This is a genomic window from Longibaculum muris (assembly GCF_004343035.1).
Classification (GTDB): Bacteria; Bacillota_I; Bacilli_A; order Erysipelotrichales; family Coprobacillaceae; genus Longibaculum; species Longibaculum muris.
The window spans coordinates 20,454-40,053 of record NZ_SMCQ01000022.1 but is presented as its reverse complement, the minus strand read 5'-3'; the positions used below and the strand labels follow the sequence as shown (position 1 = coordinate 40,053).

General features: G+C 30.1%; 19 protein-coding genes. 3 read left to right on the top strand and 16 right to left on the bottom strand.

Features of this window, described 5'->3' with window-relative positions:
- Positions 1–10: 10 nt before the first annotated feature.
- The 4 genes from EDD60_RS12615 to gap all read right to left on the bottom strand — a co-directional run bounded on the left by EDD60_RS12615 (position 11) and on the right by gap (position 3,990).
- Positions 11–1,447, bottom strand: coding sequence for a S41 family peptidase (locus EDD60_RS12615; RefSeq protein ID WP_066447973.1), 1,437 nt, complete (start codon positions 1,445–1,447; stop codon positions 11–13).
- Between the two features lie 228 nt (positions 1,448–1,675).
- Positions 1,676–2,044, bottom strand: a complete 369-nt coding sequence (locus EDD60_RS12610) for a metal-dependent transcriptional regulator (RefSeq protein ID WP_066447970.1) — start codon at positions 2,042–2,044, stop codon at positions 1,676–1,678.
- A 51-nt stretch (positions 2,045–2,095) separates the two neighbouring features.
- A complete protein-coding gene (locus tag EDD60_RS12605) occupies positions 2,096–2,875 on the bottom strand; it encodes a ZIP family metal transporter (protein ID WP_066447968.1) in 780 nt (259 codons plus the stop codon).
- Between the two features lie 98 nt (positions 2,876–2,973).
- Positions 2,974–3,990, bottom strand: a complete 1,017-nt coding sequence (gap, locus tag EDD60_RS12600) for a type I glyceraldehyde-3-phosphate dehydrogenase (protein WP_066447967.1) — start codon at positions 3,988–3,990, stop codon at positions 2,974–2,976.
- A gap of 296 nt (positions 3,991–4,286) precedes the next feature.
- Here gap and EDD60_RS12595 point away from each other — a divergent pair, with 296 nt between their 5' ends.
- Positions 4,287–4,871 (top strand): ATP-dependent Clp protease proteolytic subunit, encoded by a 585-nt coding sequence (locus EDD60_RS12595; RefSeq protein ID WP_066447964.1) that lies wholly within the window; start codon positions 4,287–4,289, stop codon positions 4,869–4,871.
- A 28-nt stretch (positions 4,872–4,899) separates the two neighbouring features.
- Here the strand turns inward: EDD60_RS12595 and EDD60_RS12590 are convergent, their stop codons facing one another.
- From EDD60_RS12590 to EDD60_RS12555, 8 genes are all read right to left on the bottom strand, one after another.
- A complete protein-coding gene (locus tag EDD60_RS12590) occupies positions 4,900–6,039 on the bottom strand; it encodes an FtsX-like permease family protein (protein ID WP_066447961.1) in 1,140 nt (379 codons plus the stop codon).
- A gap of 4 nt (positions 6,040–6,043) precedes the next feature.
- The gene (locus tag EDD60_RS12585) at positions 6,044–6,727 is read right to left on the bottom strand and encodes an ABC transporter ATP-binding protein (protein WP_066447959.1); all 684 of its coding nucleotides are present in this window, start codon (positions 6,725–6,727) and stop codon (positions 6,044–6,046) included.
- Positions 6,720–7,301 carry a TetR/AcrR family transcriptional regulator gene (locus EDD60_RS12580; protein WP_066447956.1) on the bottom strand — a complete coding sequence of 194 codons (582 nt, stop codon included), beginning with the start codon at positions 7,299–7,301 and terminating at the stop codon, positions 6,720–6,722. The genes EDD60_RS12585 and EDD60_RS12580 overlap by 8 nt, the downstream gene beginning before the upstream one ends.
- Before the next feature lie 114 nt (positions 7,302–7,415).
- Positions 7,416–7,802, bottom strand: coding sequence for a hypothetical protein (locus tag EDD60_RS12575; RefSeq protein WP_229105302.1), 387 nt, complete (start codon positions 7,800–7,802; stop codon positions 7,416–7,418).
- 29 nt (positions 7,803–7,831) lie between these two features.
- The gene (locus EDD60_RS12570; RefSeq protein WP_066447951.1) at positions 7,832–8,389 is read right to left on the bottom strand and encodes a nucleoside/nucleotide kinase family protein; all 558 of its coding nucleotides are present in this window, start codon (positions 8,387–8,389) and stop codon (positions 7,832–7,834) included.
- Positions 8,386–9,255 (bottom strand): DMT family transporter, encoded by an 870-nt coding sequence (locus tag EDD60_RS12565; RefSeq protein WP_066447944.1) that lies wholly within the window; start codon positions 9,253–9,255, stop codon positions 8,386–8,388. The genes EDD60_RS12570 and EDD60_RS12565 overlap by 4 nt, the downstream gene beginning before the upstream one ends.
- Positions 9,245–10,225: an asparaginase gene (locus tag EDD60_RS12560; protein ID WP_066447942.1), complete on the bottom strand. Its 981-nt coding sequence runs from the start codon at positions 10,223–10,225 to the stop codon at positions 9,245–9,247. The genes EDD60_RS12565 and EDD60_RS12560 overlap by 11 nt, the downstream gene beginning before the upstream one ends.
- Before the next feature lie 125 nt (positions 10,226–10,350).
- Entirely contained in the window at positions 10,351–10,617 is a 267-nt protein-coding gene (locus EDD60_RS12555; RefSeq protein WP_066447940.1) for a hypothetical protein, read from the bottom strand.
- Positions 10,618–10,778: 161 nt separating this feature from the next.
- Between EDD60_RS12555 and EDD60_RS12550 the strand changes: the two genes are divergently transcribed.
- Positions 10,779–11,324, top strand: coding sequence for a TetR/AcrR family transcriptional regulator (locus tag EDD60_RS12550; protein ID WP_066447937.1), 546 nt, complete (start codon positions 10,779–10,781; stop codon positions 11,322–11,324).
- A 25-nt stretch (positions 11,325–11,349) separates the two neighbouring features.
- On the opposite strand, the gene EDD60_RS12545 is transcribed toward EDD60_RS12550, so the two are convergent.
- From EDD60_RS12545 to EDD60_RS12530, 4 genes are all read right to left on the bottom strand, one after another.
- The gene (locus tag EDD60_RS12545; RefSeq protein WP_132226477.1) at positions 11,350–12,744 is read right to left on the bottom strand and encodes a glycoside hydrolase family 1 protein; all 1,395 of its coding nucleotides are present in this window, start codon (positions 12,742–12,744) and stop codon (positions 11,350–11,352) included.
- Positions 12,745–12,875: 131 nt separating this feature from the next.
- The gene (locus EDD60_RS12540; RefSeq protein ID WP_066447932.1) at positions 12,876–15,761 is read right to left on the bottom strand and encodes an EAL domain-containing protein; all 2,886 of its coding nucleotides are present in this window, start codon (positions 15,759–15,761) and stop codon (positions 12,876–12,878) included.
- Between the two features lie 178 nt (positions 15,762–15,939).
- Positions 15,940–17,373: a 6-phospho-beta-glucosidase gene (locus EDD60_RS12535; RefSeq protein ID WP_132226476.1), complete on the bottom strand. Its 1,434-nt coding sequence runs from the start codon at positions 17,371–17,373 to the stop codon at positions 15,940–15,942.
- Between the two features lie 83 nt (positions 17,374–17,456).
- Complete coding sequence (locus tag EDD60_RS12530; RefSeq protein WP_066447928.1) at positions 17,457–18,191, bottom strand: MerR family transcriptional regulator; 735 nt, start codon at positions 18,189–18,191, stop codon at positions 17,457–17,459.
- 69 nt (positions 18,192–18,260) lie between these two features.
- Between EDD60_RS12530 and EDD60_RS12525 the strand changes: the two genes are divergently transcribed.
- Positions 18,261–19,595 (top strand): MATE family efflux transporter, encoded by a 1,335-nt coding sequence (locus EDD60_RS12525; protein WP_066447927.1) that lies wholly within the window; start codon positions 18,261–18,263, stop codon positions 19,593–19,595.
- Positions 19,596–19,600: the final 5 nt, after the last annotated feature.

The following is a 19,600-nucleotide window of genomic DNA, read 5'->3' as shown; positions in this document are numbered from 1 at the left end:
CTACCACTCCTTACTTTATTAATTCTTCTACTTTTTGATATCCTTGATCAATTGTTTTTTGATAAATATGATAAGATAAAGCACTCAATAAAATCATTGAATCATTCTTATCATAAATTCCATCTACTTTCAAATGATAATCCTTTTCAAATGTTTCTAAAGCGGTTTTTGTTTTTTGTGAAAAATAGCCATCTTCACGATCGACTGGATATCCTAATTCCTTTAACTTTTCTTGCATAAACAAAACATTATCATCAACTTGATCAAAATGATAAGATTTTTTCATTTCTCCCACATGAAAATCACCAATACTTTTCATCTTCACTTCATAATCAGGTTTAATTCCTTTACCATTTACCCAATCACCTTTTGGCGTTAACCACTTAGCATTCGTATATTTTAACACTGATGAATCAGCAAAAACCTTTTGTGTTTGAGCGGTTCCCTTTCCATATGTTTTTTCACCAACAACTTTATAACCTAAGACTTCTTTTAATGCTGCAGTAACAACCTCAGAAGCACTTGCACTATCACCATTAACTAAAATATAACCATCATCAAATGTATATTTTTCCCTATTTGTTGCCTTATAAACTTGTTCTTTCCCTTGTTTTGGTTCAACTCTAAAAAGCACTTCTCCATCTTTAATAAGCAAATCTAAAATATTATGAGCAGCATCTAAATAGCCACCACTATTATCTCTTAAATCAATAACCAAATGTTTAACATTCTCCTTTTGAAATGATTTTAAGACTCCTTCAACCAAATCACTCGTTCTTTCACCAAAAGTTGTAATTGTTAAATAACCAACCTTTTCTTTTCCAACGGTTTTTATTTGACTAGCCACAGAAGTTTCTACACTCTCTCTTTTTACTTTTAAATCCAATTCTTTTCCATCTCTTAAGATATGCAAACTTACTTCACTACCACTTTCACCTTGAATCGTATTTTTAATCTTTTCAGAAGTATATCCAGCAATTGAAGTTCCTTCTACCTTTGTAATCATATCTCCTGCCAATACTCCCGCTTTAGCAGCAGGTGTATTTTGATACACTTTTAAAATAAGTCCACCCTCATCAACAGTAGTAAAGGTCACACCTATTCCTTGAAAAGACCCATTAACACTTGTTGTAAAAGCAGCTGATTGTTCCTGTGACAAATAAGATGTATGAGGATCTCCTAAACCATAGACCATCCCATTTAATATTCTTTCTTTTAAAGACATTTGACTATCAGTAGTATCTAAAAAATCATTTTCTAATGTTTGACGTATTTCATCATATATATTTGTTTCTTTTGATGTCGCAACTGATGTTTGTGAGCCACGTAAAAAATAACCTGCTCCCATCCCAATAACCAGGCACAAAAGACAACCAATCACATAAAGTGGTCCCTTTTTTAATTTCTTTTTTTTCTTTTGTTCATATTCAAAATTATAATTATCCATATTCACACCTCGTTTTCTTATTTTACCATATATTTCCTCAAAATATAACTAACTAAACTCAATTATTACAAAATCACATCATTTTTATAAAGTTGATTTTCTAATCAATGACAAAGGAAATATATCCATAATATTATGCAACGAAATATTTTATTTTCTACATTATATCACATCTAATTGCATAATTATACACTTTTATGCAACTTTTATAATAAAGAAAAGCAATCCTTAAGACTGCTTCTTTAAAAATTGACGAATACATTGATAACTTTCTTCACTGATAATATGTTCTAAACGACAAGCATCATCCTCAGCTTGTTTTTGACTTACCCCTAAAGTAACTAAAAAATCTGTTAAAGTTGTATGACGATTATAAACCTTTTCAGCAATTTGACGACCCTTATCAGTAAAATCAATATAACCTTTTTGATCAACCGTAATCAATTGTGACTCTTTAAGGATTTTAATAGCACGTGATACACTTGGCTTAGAGAAATTCATCTCATGAGCAATATCAATCGAACGGACATATTCATTTTTATTTTTTAACATGAGAATCGTTTCAAGATACATCTCACCAGATTCATGTAAATCCATTCTTTCATCCTCCCTCATTTTCATCTATTATATCATACTTTTTTATATTCATCATCCTAAAGCAACATCTAAAATCATCATCACTACAAAGCCAATCGCAAAACCAATAGTTGCTATGTTGCTATGATCTCCAGAAGAAGCTTCAGGAACTAATTCTTCTACAACAACATACATCATAGCTCCAGCTGCGAAGGCTAATAAATAAGGTAAAATTGGAATCACAATACGAGATAATAAAATGGTAATAATTGCACCAATTGGTTCAACAATCCCTGATAACATACCATAACCAAAAGCTTTTTTCTTTGAAGCACCTTCACTTCTTAAAGGCATTGAAATAATGGCACCCTCAGGAAAGTTTTGAATCGCAATCCCAATAGCCAATGCCATAGCTCCCATCAAAGACACATCATTATTACCTAATATAACACCTGCAAACACAACACCAACTGCCATACCCTCAGGAATATTATGTAAAGTTACAGCTAAAACCAACATAGTTGTTTTCTTTAACTGAGCTTTTTTCCCTTCTTCTTGATAATCTAAATGCATATGCGGAATTGTTTTATCTAACATCAATAAAAAACCTATTCCCAATAAAAATCCAATCGCAGCTGGCATAAAAGCAAATTTACCTAAATCTTCTGACATATCTATCGCGGGAATCAACAATGACCAGACTGAAGCAGCAACCATGACTCCAGAAGCAAATCCTAATAAAATTTTCTCTACTAAACGATTCATGCTTTGACGCATAAAGAAAACACAGCCTGCACCTAATGTTGTTCCTAAAAAAGGAATCAGTAATCCAATAATAACTGACGAATCCATCTTCCTTCCTCCTTTCTTTTGACATAATCATACTATAAAGGACAATTTTACGCAAAAGATGTGCAAAAAAAAGAACCCGTCAGGGTTCTCTTTCGGCATTATTTAGTTAATTCAGCGAAATATTTAATAGTTCTAACCATGTTAGAAGTATAAGAATTTTCGTTGTCATACCAAGCAACTGTTTGAACTTCAGTAGTTCCGTTGTCTAATGGTTTAACCATAGTTTGAGTTGCATCGAATAATGATCCATAAGAAATTCCGATAATATCAGAAGATACTAATGGTTCTTCAGTATATCCGAATGATGGAGTAGTTGCTGCTTTCATTGCTGCGTTAACTTCTTCAACTGTAACTTCACCTTCAACAACTGAAGTTAAGATAGTTGTAGATCCTGTAGGTACAGGTACACGTTGAGCAGAACCAATTAATTTTCCATTTAATTCAGGAATTACTAATCCGATAGCTTTTGCAGCACCAGTTGAGTTAGGTACGATATTAACTGCAGCAGCACGTGCTCTTCTTAAATCACCTTTTCTATGAGGTCCATCTAATACCATTTGGTCACCAGTGTAAGCATGAACTGTTAACATGATACCAGATTTGATTGGTGCTAAATTGTTTAATGCATTAGCCATAGGTGCTAAGCAGTTAGTTGTACAAGATGCAGCTGAGATGATTGTGTCATCAGCAGTTAAGATGTTTTCATTAACACCGAATACTACTGTTGGTAAATCATTTCCTGCAGGTGCAGAAATTACAACTTTTTTAGCTCCAGCATCGATATGTGCTTGAGATTTAGCTTTAGAAGTATAGAAACCAGTACATTCTAATACTACGTCTACTCCTAATTCTCCCCAAGGTAATTTAGAAGCATCTGCTTCTTTGTAGATTTCGATTTCTTTTCCGTCTACAACAATTGAAGATTCTTTAGCTTCAACTTTATCAGCTAAAGCATAAGTACCTTGTGCTGAATCATATTTTAATAAATGTGCTAACATTTTAGGATCTGTTAAATCGTTGATTGCTACAACTTCATATCCTTCAGCACCAAACATTTGTCTAAATGCTAGACGTCCAATACGTCCGAAACCGTTAATTGCTACTTTTACTGCCATTTCTTTGACATCCTCCTTGATTTATTTTATGACTCTATTATAGTCTACAAACTAAAATAAATCAATAAAAGTTGTAAGTAATATATAAAAAAATTCACAAGTTTCCTAATGTAAACACTTCCAAGCAAGAAAAGACTTTTTCTTACATAACAATTGACGAATTAAACAACTTTTTCCATTTTTAAATCATGAATTTCCATTATTTGAATAAATCAAACATAACATTCTTCAACCTTTATCATTTTATGAATAATCAAGCTAAATCACTCTATAATGAACTATGGAGGTCAAAACTTATGCATTTTATACCAACAGTTATTTTAAAAAAACAATCGAAAGAATATGCTTATGATATTTTCTCTAGATTATTAGAAGATCGTATTATTATGTTATGTGGTGAAATCAATGATGAACTTGCCAGTTCTATTGTAAGTCAGCTCCTTTACTTGGAATCATTGGATAATCAAGCTGATATTTATATGTATATCAACTCACCAGGTGGTAGCGTTTCAGCTGGACTGGCAATATTTGATACAATGAACTTTGTAAAATGTGATGTTTCAACAATTAGTATGGGTTTATCTGCCAGTATGGGAGCCTTTTTACTAGCTGCTGGAGCAAAAGGCAAACGTTGTGCATTAGAAAATACAGAAATCATGATTCATCAGCCCCTCGGTGGGACAAATGGTCAAGCCAGTGATATTGAAATTACAACTAAACACATTTTAAAGCAAAAAGATAAATTAAATCATCTTCTAGCTAAAATGACCAATCAGCCACTTCGAAAGATTAAAAAAGATACTGATCGTGATTATTTTATGAATGCTTATGATGCATTGGAATATGGTTTGATTGATGAAGTTTTAAAGAATAATCAATAAAGTCATGGATAATCGCCATGACTTTATTTTATTCAAGCATGATTGCTTTAATTGAAAGGCTCTTTATTTTTTGTGAATAAACATACATAACAATCTCATAAATCACAATAAAGCTAAACAAAGAAATAAACATTGCTACAAAATCAAAATGATATTGAGGAATCCCTGCAACATCTTTAAATACCACCAATAACATCATCTGAATCAATCCATATTGATAGATTGTTCCTAAAACAAACCCCAAATAAGCCATCGGACGATAACCTCCAAGCAATGCCTTAGCACATTCCTTTTGAGAATAACCAGTCAATCGCATCATAGATATCGTTTTTAAATGACCATTAATCACAGTTGTTATGGCTAGAAAAAGAGTTGTACTAGCAAGAATAATACCTATAACCATCATCATAACTCCCATCATTTCACTTGCTAGTTCATTCATTTTCATTGCCATTTGAGTCATAGAAGAAAAACAAAAAGCTGCAAAAATAACAAAGAATGCTAGTGTCTTTTTACTTTTTACTGTTGATTGACGTAATTCTGTTAAAAAAGGAATATCCTTATTATTGTTATATTTTTTTGATTGAGCTTTTGTAATAGGGGCTTCTTTCAACAATGTTAAAGATGAACCTCTCAGTTTATAATAACTATAAACGATTGCTAGTAAAGAAAATAAGACAGTTGGTAAAACAACCAAAAATATAAATAACAAGAAATGAAAATGAATAGTCATATCTGGTAAAATCTTATCTTGATTTTGTGTTGCATAAAAAGTTGGCATCAACCAAAACGAACCCCCATAACCAAGCAAACACCCAATCAAGACACTAAAACCAAAACGCCAAAAATGACTAGCAATTTTTAAACGTGAATACCCTAAAGCTTTTAATATACCTAATTCTTTTCTATGTATATCAATATAATGCTTAATATAGAAAAACAACATAATAACTGACGTTAATATTAAACATCCCCCACTAATAAAGCTAATCAGCTTCGCAGTTGATAATTGAGCTTCATAAAAAATCATCATTCCACCCATTAAAATATCATCTTTTAAAACAATCAAATCCATATAATAATTTAAAAACAAATGACAAACAAAAACTGCACAAAAAGAAATAATCATTATTCCAACTAATTTCATGACATCTTTCATTCCAACCATAAACTCACCAACCAATCTCAAATGCTGTTTTCATCATAGCATTCGTTGAGATATGTGAAATCTGTCCACTATTGATTTTGATAATGGTATGAGCCATTTGAGCAATATTTTCATTATGTGTCACCATAATAATCGTAAAACCATATTGCTTTTGTAATTTAGAAATATAATCAAGAACTTGTCTCCCAGTTTGTTCATCCAATGCACCTGTAGGTTCATCTAAAAATAAGACTCTTGGTTTTTTCGCTAGTGCTCTTGCTATTGAAACTCTTTGTTGTTCTCCACCGGAAAGTTCACTTGGATAAAGATTCATCTTAGCTTTTAAACCAATTGCTTCAATCATCTTTCGATAATCTTGATTACCAACTAAATCAGCTCCCATTTTTACATTTTTATCCACATTCATATGAGGTAATAAATAATATTGTTGAAATACAAAACCAATATTCTCTTTTCTAAATTGAGTTAATTCACGATCAGAAAATAAAGCAATATTACTTTCATCATAATAAATCTCACCACTATCTGGAACCTCTATTCCAGATACAACATGAAGAAGTGTTGACTTTCCTGAACCTGATGCCCCTAAAATAACAACAAAATCACCTTCATCAATTGTAAAACTTATACCCTTTAGGATTTCATTCATAGCTCCATAAGATTTTTTTACATTTTTAACATTAATCATTAACATTTCCTACTTTCATTTGTTTAATCAGACTCATAAATAATTCAGAAATCATCTGATTGATGTCCTCACTTGTAAAACGACACATCTTCGTTGCACATAAAGTTGCAATTCCATGAGTATATATCCATAAATGTTGATAAAGTTTAATCGATAACACTTCATCAAGATGATAGCTTTCTTGAATGGATTGGACAATTCTTTGATAACTTTCATCAATCATTGGTAAAACTCCTTGAATATCAGGAATATTAACTTGTTCATGCATAAACAATAATTGAAATAACTTTGGTTCCTGCATAGAAAAAGATATGTATTGCTTTCCAACCCCTTTAAAAGGTATGGCTTCTGATAGCCCCTTATCAATATATTCCTTATAAACAGATTTAGCTGCTGCTATAACAGCTTGCTGAACTTCTTCCATATTCTCAAATATCGTAAAAATAGGTCTTGGAGAACTCCCTAATTGCTCTCCTAACGCTCTGGCGGTCAATGCACTAAAGCCTTGACTTCTCACAATTTGTAAGGCCGCTTGAATAATTTCTTCCCTTGTAAACTTTGCTTTTGGTGGCATGATAATCTCTCCTTTTTATTTAAAACATCTGTTTTAAAACATCTGTTTTTATTATATGATGAATACTACAAAAACACAAGAAAAAAAACCAAGATATTTTTCTTGGTCATCTTATCATTCTTTTAATTGTACATACAAATGCTCATCTTCAATAATCAGTTCATCAATTGGTAAATCACAACGATAATAAAGTGCATTTTCTTTAAACATAACATGATCATCATGAATCAATTGTCTTAAAACACTCATCATATTCAGTTGTAAAAAAAGATATTCAATTTTCCCATTAATATTCTCAAATGCTAATTGATGATTTCTATAATCAATTGTAAATGAGGTTGACATATCTAAGATCCGATCTTGATATGTGATAACAGCACTCATATAAATCTTTTCATTTATTTTTAATTGTGATTCTTTAATTTGAATTGAATATTTATTTAACAATGGCTTTAAACCATATTCTAAACATGTTTGTACTTCTTTTTCATTTAAAATCATCTTATCACCCATATATTATATGTATCTTTCTATAATATATGAATATCTTTTATCACTGGATATTTTTCAAAGAGATGATAATATTCAAAATATTGATTTTCTAAAGGAATCCAACGTTCTTGAAATTGTTTGATTTGCTTGAAATTACGTTTTGATAGTCTTTCAATCTGTAATTGTGAATCTATTTTTAAAACTACAACATGACTATAATAAGGTAATAACTGAGGATGTAAAGCATATGTTCCTTCAACAATATTACGACTATGGTAAAGTCTATCAATAACTGGTTGATAAGCCATTTGATGACAATCGAAACGTTGATAATGGACTGTTTGATGTTTTGATAATGGTTTTAAAACTGTTTCTAAAAAACGTTCATAATGAACATTTCCACCAGGCTCAATAAAACGTTCAGGTGTCCTTAACTCAGCCGGTAAAAAGAAATCATCCATATGAAAGACCTGAGCATCTAACTGCTCCTGTAAATAACTTGCTAGCGTTGATTTTCCTGCTGCACACATCCCATCAATCGCCAGGATAAAACTTGACTCCTGTTTTAATAAAGTAATAAACTCATCTATACTCATGTTGTTTCACCTTGTGATTTAACCAAAATAAATGTTGAAAGTAAAACCAAGATACATCCAATAATTTTCATTCCAGTTAAACTTTCACCTAAAAATAAAATGCCGACAAACACACTTGTAATTGGTTCTAAAGTCGAAAGAATCGCAGTTAAAGAAGCCCCTAAACAACAAATTCCTTTTTGAAATAAAACCACTCCAATCAAGGAAGTCAACACTGCCACAATCATAGATAAAAAATATCCTTTCAAAGGCATCAAGACAATACTCTTGGTTATCATTCCTAATAAGAAAATAACAACTGAATTCATCATAACCAAATAGAAATTAAAAACATAAGGACTCATATAACGAATTGAAGAATGATCCATTCCTATCATATAATAAGCAAAGAAAATTCCTGAAGCAACAGCCAAAAAAGCCCCAAACATTGAAGCAGAAGTGCGTTCAATAAAACAAAATACACCCCCAATTGCAAGCATTAAACATAATAACTGTTTCTTACTTAAAGCTTGTTTATAAAACAAGAAATTAATAATACAAACAAATAAAGGATAAAGAAAGTGCAAAACTGTAGCACTTCCAACATCAATATAACTATAAGACGAATAAAGCAAAACAATTGTTAAGGTATTTCCAATCAGACCAACTTTTAAAACATCTTTGATTTGTTGAAAAGTTAACTTTAATGATTGTCCCTGATATAAAACGATAAATAAAAACAAAGGAACAACAAATAAATGTCTTAAAAAAGCCAATTGAATCCCATTACTCCCCATTGAATAAGTTAATTTACCTACTGCTGGAGTAATCCCAAAAATAATTGTCGCAATAACAGTAAATAAAATTCCTTGTTGTTTAGTATTCATTAAAAATCTTCCTTATTTCTTCTTTATCATTTGTTTGTGTCATTGCCAACATTAATAAAACTCTTGCTTTTTGTGGGGTTAAAGTATTCCCCGGAATACAACAATGATGTGGATCAAAGATTTCATCTTCAAAAACAATTCCTTGGGCAACACGTGAACAACGTACAAAAACAATTCCTTGTTTTGTTAAATCCTCAATCGCTGATAACCACTCTTGACTATAATTTCCACTTCCTGAACCTGTCAAGATAATCCCACGATGATTTTTGGCTAAGTCATAAAGTAATTGATTGGAAGCTCCCGCATAAAAATAAGCAATCCCAACAGAAGCTAAATCATCCAATTTTGCTTGTGAAAATCTTGAAGCCAAAGTATGAATCTTAAATGTTCTTGAAAAGAAATAAACTTCATGATCTTGCATATAACCTAGACATCCAAACGCCTTTTGATCAAAAGCATCAATCTTAAAATTATTCACCTTTTGAATATCTCTCCCAGAATAAATGGTATTAGAAAATAATCCCATAACTCCTTGATGACGTGCTTCATCATGAGTAGCTAAACAAACAGCTTGATATAAATTATAAGGTCCATCAGCACTCGTTGCGGTAGCTGGACGCATTGCTCCTGTAATGACAACAGGTTTTTCTGTATTTAAGGTTAAAGTTAAAAAATAAGCTGTTTCATCTAAGGTGTCTGTTCCATGTGTTACAACAACTCCATCAATTTTTTCATCTTGAACAATCTCATTAATCGTATTACTTAATTCAATCCATCTTTGTGGACTCATTTCATTACTATCAATATTCATTAATTGATATTCTTTAATATGTGCAATATTTTTAATCATTGGAATAGATTGAATAATTTCATCAACATCCATTTCACCAGCACGATAAGCAACAGTTTTTCCTTGTTGACCAGTACCAGCAATAGTTCCACCAGTTGCAACAATTGCAATCGTTTTCATTATCTCACCCTTTCATTCCTAGATATTCTATCATTTTGTCCATTTGACTACAACAATAAAAGAACACTTTTTACTTTTCATAATAAAGTGTTCCTTTCATCGATATCTCATTTCCATCTTTCCCCCTATTCCATTTCTTGGATGAGATAGTCTTTCTCTAGGATAGGTTTAAATGTATTACATACCTGATCACTTGTTTCACGCGTAATTTCAAATAATAAGATAGGTTCGTATTCATCATTTAAAACTGGATATGGATTATTTTTAATAATATGAAGTATAATTTTCAAATCTCCATCCGCAATAACAATATCATGACTCTTACAAATACGACGTAAAACTTTTAAAGATAAGTTCTGTATTCGATGATTCATGTGATATAAATTCAACATATGACATCCTCCTTTCGACATATTTTTTATAAAATATGTACCCTTTCTTTTCTACTTGTATTATAATAAATCTAATAAATAATCACAATATGCAATATGTAAGCGTTTATCTAAATTTAGACACTTTCATGAAAATTGTATAGTATTGGAGGTGGCTATTAATGAAAAATGAATATCGCAATGCAGCCCGATCTAAAGCTTTAATCAAGACTGCTTTTATTGAACTCTTAAAAGAAAAACCTGCCAGCAAGATTACTGTAACTGATATTATTCAAAGAGCTAATGTTAGTCGGGGAACTTTTTATGCTCATTATTTAGATGCTCGTGATTTATTAGAAAGTTTTGAAAGAGATTTTATTGATCAGCTGATTCGTTTTACAAGAAAACATAGAGAACCTTTATTAGTTGATAAGATTGAACTTTTATTATATAAAGCTTTGGATATTTTAAAAGAAGATTATGAAACCTACTGCTCCTTAGCCAATCAGGATTTTGATTTTTCTTTTTTTAAGAATGTAAAAGATACTATTATTCATGAATTAGTCATTGAATATTCGGCTGATGAAGAAATTGAACGTAGTTTAAATATTTATATTGGTGGCTATATTATGTTACTGAGAGAATGGCTGGAGAATCCCAATTTTGAATCAATGGAAGAATATGTACGTACGCTTGTACGTTTAGTTCATCAAGGAATCATCATATAAAAAGATGGTTCTTTTTTTGAACCATCTAATCCAATTCTTCACCATTACTTTCAATAACTTTCTTATACCAATCATAAGATTTTTTCTTATATCTCTTTAATGTTCCATGACCATCATTATCTTTATCCACATAAATAAAACCATAACGTTTTTTCATTTCTCCAGTACCAGCACTGACAATATCAATTGGTCCCCAATACGTATAACCAATCAGATTCACACCATCAGCGACTGCTTCTTTCATCGCTTGAATATGTTCACGTAAATAATCAATACGATAATCATCATTTACTGTCTCATTTTCTAAAACATCAACATTTCCCATTCCATTTTCAACAACAAATAATGGCTTCTGATAACGATCATATAACTCATTTAAAACATATCTAAAACCAACTGGATCAATTTGCCAACCCCAAGGAGTTTCTTTTAAATAAGGATTCTTTTCACCAACAATACCACCTGTATGTCCTAAGATAGGCATTCCATCTTTATAAGTCGTAGTACGATAATAAGAGAATCCTAAATAATCACTTGGATATTCTTTAATGATTTCTAAATCACCAGGTTGAATATCTAAATGCACATCATATTCTTCAAACCAGCGTTCCACATAACTTGGATAATATCCACGCATCATCACATCACTAAAAAACAAAGAACGCCTTCTTAATTGATAAGCCCCTAATACATCTTCTGGTTTACATGTATTAGGATAAACACCGCTAAGCGATAACATACATCCAATATGTGCTTCCGGAATCATTTCATGACAAAGCTTATTGACTTTACTACTTGCGACAAACATATTATGAGCAGCTTGGAATTTACATTGCATTGGATGATCAGTTTTATCAGGTTTAATTGCTGCAGCAGCAAAAGGAATCGTATGCACATTATTAATTTCATTAAATGTCATCCAATATTTCACTTGATCTTTGTATCTGGCAAAAATAACTTCACAATATCTCACAAAGAAATCAATTAACTTACGATTTTCCCATCCTCCATATTCATCATATAAATGAAGGGGTGTTTCATAGTGTGAAATAGTAACAACTGGTTCCATCCCTAACTCTAACATTTCATTAAATAAATCATCATAAAATTTTAATCCTGCTTCATTTGGTTCACTTTCATCTCCATTAGGAAAAATTCTTGCCCAGGAAATACTCGTTCTAAAACAATTAAAACCCATTCCACTCATTAATTTCAAATCATCTTTATAAGTATGATAAAAATCAATGGCCTCATGTGATGGATAATATCTCCCTTCAATAACATGATCATCAGCTTCATACATCAAACCTCTTGAAACATCAGTTACATTGACACCTTTTCCATCTTCTAGGTAAGCTCCTTCAGCTTGATTAGCTGCAATCGCTCCACCCCATAAAAAATCTTTTCTTAGTTTCTTCATAATGTCTCTCACCTCAATACAAGTATACTTCACATTTTTTTAGTGAACTTTCTTTTTTCATTTTGTGAAATCCATTTTCAAATTCAGAAACTTTAAAATTCAAGTTATAAGAAAAGACTGTATATACAGCCTTACTTATTTTGATTGGTATTGACATATAACGTAATAAAATCATCTTCCATCAATGGTCTTGAAAAATAATATCCTTGAATAATATAAGCTTGAATTTCATTTAAGAAGTCAACTTCTTGTTTTGTTTCTACTCCCTCAACAACAACCGATAAATCTAAGGAATGAGTTAAATCAATAATAGCCTTCACTATCGCTTTACTTCGATTTGTCTCATTATGTGAATCAAGGAAGTCCATATCTAATTTAATAATATCAACTGGTGCATCTTTCAACATATTGAGTGAAGAATACCCACTTCCAAAATCATCCATTAAAATTGTAAATCCATGCTTTTGTAATTCCTTAATAATAGAATAAATAAATTCTTTATCATCACAATAAACAGTTTCTGTAATTTCTAATTGTAAATTTTTAGGTTCTATTTTATATTTACGAACTAAACCAATAAACAATTCAACCAGATGAGGACGATAGAAATTTAAACGAGAGACATTAACAGAGATATTGATATCAATTCCCATTGTTTTCATCTTTTGAATAAATTGACAAGCTAAATCCCAAACATAATAATCCAATTGAATAATATACCCATTATTTTCAATAATTGGAATGAATTCATTAGGTGGAATAAATCCTTTTTCTGGATGTTCCCATCTGACCAGTGCTTCTCCACCAACAATCAAATGATTTTGAATATCATATTTTGGTTGAATCATAATAAACAATTGATGTTCAAGTATAGCCTGTTGAATATCATCAAAAATTTCTTGTTCATGTAAGATTTCCAAACGTTTTTGATCATCGTAAATTCCCACTTTTCGAAAATAATTATTCTTAACATCCTGTGAAGCCAATACAGCACGATCACACATCAAATTAATTGGCATAGAATAATCACTCATATTAAAAACACCATATCTTATAGAAATTCCCATTTCTAAATTATTATCTTCTAACAAATCAATTTCTAATAATTCTTTCACATATTCTTTAGGCGTAAAGACAAAGAACTTGTCGGCACTTAAATGACAACTTATCACATTAGTATATTGTTGACTAATCTTTTGTAATTGTTCTCCTATATAAATTAATAATTGATTACCAATTTCCATTCCATATAATTCATTAACAATCTTAAAACGATTGACATCAATATAAATCATACAAAAATCAGCTTGTTGACTATCTAAAACTTGTCTTATTTTATCAAAGAAAGTTTCATAATTATAGAGTCCTGTCAAATCATCTATTTCAACTTTTTTTCTTAAAATATCTGCTTCTTTTTTATCAATAAGATGTTGTGTATGACGTTTATTTAATATGATTATAAAAATACTTACTAAAGTAAAAACAATACCAGCAAATAAAATAAAGTAACGATACATATAAACATTATCTAAGAATGAATATTCATAACGATAACCAATTGTATAACCATACACAATTTTATCTAATTCTGCATCATTAAAACTATTAATTGCTTTATTTAAAATAGAAACCAACTGATTATCTATTTGTTTATTTGTAAATAAATATAATGAATAAGGTTCTAAAGCAATACTATGAGCCGTTAAATCATCTACATATTCTGGTTTTTGAATCATATAATTCATCGTATAAGCATTATTTATTGTTAAATCAGCTACTTTATCATGAACAGCATCTAAACATTCTTCAACCGTTGTATAATATTGAATATGCGCATGAGGATACTTCTTTAGAAAGTCTTTACCAATGGATTCAAAACCAAAATTCAATGCCACTACAGCATCATCAAAGGTATCAAAAACACTTTCATTTCTTGTAACAACAACTTGATCAACATTTAATAAAGAATGTGATATCCAATATTTATCATCCGAGATATCATCTAAATTCTTTAAGGCTCCACAATAAATATGATAATCTTCATCTAAAAAGGTTTTCATTTCTTTACGAGAATTCACTGGAACATATTCAAATTTAATATTTGTTTTTTTAGATACTTTTTCTAATATATCAGGTAAAATACCAACTATATTTGTATTTATATTTTCATAAGAAAATGGTAATAAATCATTATTAAAACCAATTTGAACAACCCCAAGTTTTCGGATATATTCAATTTCCTGGCGGGTTAATAAGGGCTGAGTTGAATAAGCACTATCACTATAATATTTATTATAAATGCTCATTTCAAAATAAGGAGCATTCTTTTTGATTTCTGTTAAAGCATCACTAATTTTATCCAGTAAAACCTGATTTCCTTCTTTAACTGTAATATAAAAAGGTTGTGGATCAAACTTAGCAACAACTTTAACCTGACTATGAATTGGTAAACTTCCTACAGCAATCATATCAACTTCATGATTCATTAAAGCTTGATTGATTTCTTCTTCACTACTATAATACTTTTTTTGATAATCAAAGTTATTTTTCATTGCATATTGTTTTAAACTTTGATTTTGATAACTATTTTTTAATAAACCAATGGTTTTATGATTCATCGCTTGATAATCATTAAAATAAATGGGTTCATCTAAACGTGTATAAACAATTGTATATTCATTACCAATAGGATATTTTGAAAAATCAAAATCTTGATCACGTTCTTTAGTATATTGTGCACTACATAAAATATCAATTTCACCTTTTTTTAATTTTTCTAAACATTTTTCCCAGCTATCAAATACATAATGATATTCCCATTGTGTATATTTAGAAATTTCATTTAAATAATCAACTGCATAACCACTATAAGCTCCTGAAGAATCTCTTTCAATAAAGCCTTTATAATCAATAAACCCTACATTAATCGTATCAACAGCCTTAACTGAAACCGGAAAAATCAAAAAAGAAAAAAGCGAAAGAATGATAACCACGGTGACTTTTATATGTTTTTTCATCTTCATCCCCACCTTGCTTATTTCTAATTATAACATTTCACTAATTTCCAAACAAGTCAAGTTGCTCTTAAAGCATCATTTTTTATCATAAAATAATCACAGATATTATCTCCTTTAGAACTATACTCATTTGTAAAAATACAAAAGACTATCCTTTTGATAGTCTTTCATTCATCCATTAATCACTTAAATCTTCACCATTGCTGGCAATAACTTTCTTATACCAATCAAATGATTTTTTCTTACTTCTAGAAAAATCACCTTCATGATTATTATTATAATTAACATAAATAAATCCATAACGTTTATCATATTCACCAGTTGAAGCTGAAACAATATCAATTGGTGACCACATTGTATAACCTAATAAATCAACACCATCATAATCAACAGCATCCTTCATTGCTTCAATATGAGATCTTAAATAATCAATACGATATTGATCATCAACAGTTCCATCAGCTTCTTTCTTATCATAAGCCCCAAAACCATTTTCTACAATCATCATTGGAAGTTCAAAACGATCATAGAACCAGTTTAAACTCCAACGAAGTCCAAGAGGATCAATTTGCCATCCCCAATCAGATGCTTTTAAATAAGTATTTCTTACAAAATCCTCTGGTACATAATCAAATGTCTTTTCATTGCGTCCTTGATATTGTGTTGCAAATGACATGTAATAAGAGAATCCAATATAATCAACTTTACCTTGAGCTAAGATGTCTTTATCTTCTTCAGTAATAAAATCATAACCTTTTCTTTCAAATTTCTTTAAGATATGAGCTGGGTAATGACCTCTGGCATGAACTTCAACATACCAATATTTTTGATGCATTGCACCAAGTGCATTCATTACATCTTCTGGATTAGGTGATGCTGGATAAACTGCATTCATTCCAATCATACATCCGACTTGTAAATCAGGATTGATTTCATGAGCGGCTTTAACAGCTAATGCTGAAGCTACCAATTCATAGTGAGCAGATAGATACATTAAATATTCGGCATCGTCACCTTCTTTTAATAAGACTGCACCTTCTTGAATTAAGTTATGTTGATTGACATCAGCTTGATTATTAATTTCATTAAATGTCATCCAATATTTCACTTTATGTTGATATCTTTCAAAACATACTTTGGCAAATTTTACAAACATATCAATCGCAGCACGATTTGTAAATCCACCATATTCCTTAGCAAGTGCCCAAGGCATTTCAAAGTGTGATAAAGTAATCACTGGTTCAATTCCATATTTATGACATTCATCAAATAAATCATCATAGAATTTCAATCCTTCTTCATTTGGTTCTTCTTCATCACCACGAGGGAAAATTCTTGTCCATGCGATAGATGTTCTAAAACATTTAAATCCCATTTCAGCAAATAAAGCTACATCTTCTTCATAACGATGATAGAAATCAACTCCAACATGGTTAGGATAATCTTCACCTTCAATAACACCATCAGTTAAGCGGCGAGGTTCACCAGTGACATTGTTTCCAGCAGTCTCCACATCTGTACAACTGATTCCTTTTCCACCTTCTTGCCAAGCTCCTTCAGCTTGATGAGCAGCAATTGCGCCACCCCATAAAAAATCTTCTCTAAATCCCATTTTTATCATCCTCCATTCTTTTTTTATTATACTACATTTTTTTAATTTTCGCTGTCACATTTTCATAAAATGAATAGAATGATTTATACTTTTTTTAGAATAGATAATTTAATGACATATTTTTGTTCATACCCAGCAATCTCACTACAGTAATCTTCATGATATAAAGGACCTATTGTTTTTGAATAATCAATCATTTTTAAAAACTCTGGTATACATGTTGAAATATCTTCATTTCTTAAAAGGAAAAAGACTGCATAGTATCTTCCCTTTGGTTTGATATAATTAGCTTCTTGTTTTTCACATCTTTTAAAAGTCCACTTAAAATCATCAAAACAATCTCTTTCAAAGATAATCCCATATTGATAACCATAATTCATATAACCAAAAAAGAACTTTCCTTCTGGTCTTTTTTCTCTTATATAATATTCATCTTCAATATCTTCTTCAAAAAGATTTAAAAACCCATATTGTTGTAAAATTGAAAATCTTTGATTTAAAAACAAAAGATTCTTTTTTATATTTTCAAATTCTTTAATCTTATTTTCAACAATCTGATATTGTCTTTGTAATTCAGTACTTTTTTTCAAAAAATCTTTTTGATCAATAAGCGCCTGAATATCTTTTAAAGACATTCCAATATTTTGAAATAATTGAATAGTTCCCATTTGATCATATTGATACCAGGCATAATAACGATAACCTTTTTCATTCACATAAGCTGGTTTTAAAAGATTGATTTCATCATAATAAAATAAAACTCTTTTACTTACATGACATAATTTTGCAAATTCTCCACAAGTCATTAAATTTTCCATAAATTCTCCTTGACTATCACGTAACGTGATAGTTTATAACTATAGTAACAAAGAAAGGAGTTGAAAACAATGTTTCAATCAAAAAAGATTTATAAAGAAGTTTTCTTCTTTTCTATTCCACTTATTTTAAGTATGTTTACCCAACAATTTTATAATGTTGCTGATACAATGATTGTTGGTCGTTTTTTAGGGGTCAATGAATTAGCTGCAGTTGGAAATGCTGGAACAATGGTCATGTTGTTGATTGTTGTATCAGGAGGATTTGAATTTGCTAGTGAAATTATTTTTTCTCGTTATTATGGTAAAAATGATTTAAAACAGATTGCTAGTGGGGCTGTCAATGTCATGAGTTTTGCGTTTGGTATATCTATTCTTTTTATGATTATTGGCTTTTTATTTTTGCCTACTATCTATCAATGGATTCAACTTCCTCAAGAATTAATACCTCTTACTAATACTTATCTTTTGACTTATATGTTAGGTGTTCCTTTTATTTATATTTATGATATTTCAAGAGCTATTTTAACTGCTTTAGGTGATTCTAAACATTGTTTTTATTTTGTTTTAGGATCAAGCTGTACCAATATTATTTTAGATTTATTACTCATCTGTGTTTGTCATTTAGGTGTCTTTGGAGCTGCCCTTGCAACTATTGTTTCTCAGATGATATTTATGTTTGTTGCATTTTTCTATCTCTACACAAAAATCAAAGACTATCCTGGTTTTACATTAAAACCACATTTTCATAAGGAACAGATTCTTGAGCTTATGCATGTTACAATACCTTCTATTATTCAACAATTTGTTATTACATGTTCATTTATTTTTATTCAATCTATGATTAATCCTTTTGGTAGTGAAATCATTAGTGGATTTGTTGCCGTGAATAAAGTGATTACACTTTCACGCATTGTCTTTTTAGGTTTTACTCAAGCTTTTTCTATTTATGCTGCCCGTTTGATTGTTGCTAAAGACTATCAAATTATTAAAGATATTTATATCTTTTTAGCAAAAATATCTTTAATCTATGTAAGTTTGATTTCTCTTTGTTTTTTAATCATTCCACATTTATTTTGTATGCCTTTCTTTTCTATTGAAACTTATCAAAAAGGTTACCTGTTCTTTAAAGTTTATTTACAATGCTCAATTCCAATGTTATTGATCAGTGTATTTAAATATATGAATGAAAGTTTATTAAGAAGTGCTATGCATATGACATCTTTTCTCATTTCTAATTTAAGTGATTTATTTGTAAAAGTCATTTCAACTTATATCTTACTTTCATTCATTTCTACTAATGCTTTTTGGTTAGGAGAAACTTTAGGTAAAAGTCTATCTTCAATATTATCGTTTATCCTTGTTTTTATAATCATTAAAAAAACACATTTAAAAGAACGCAATTAAAATTT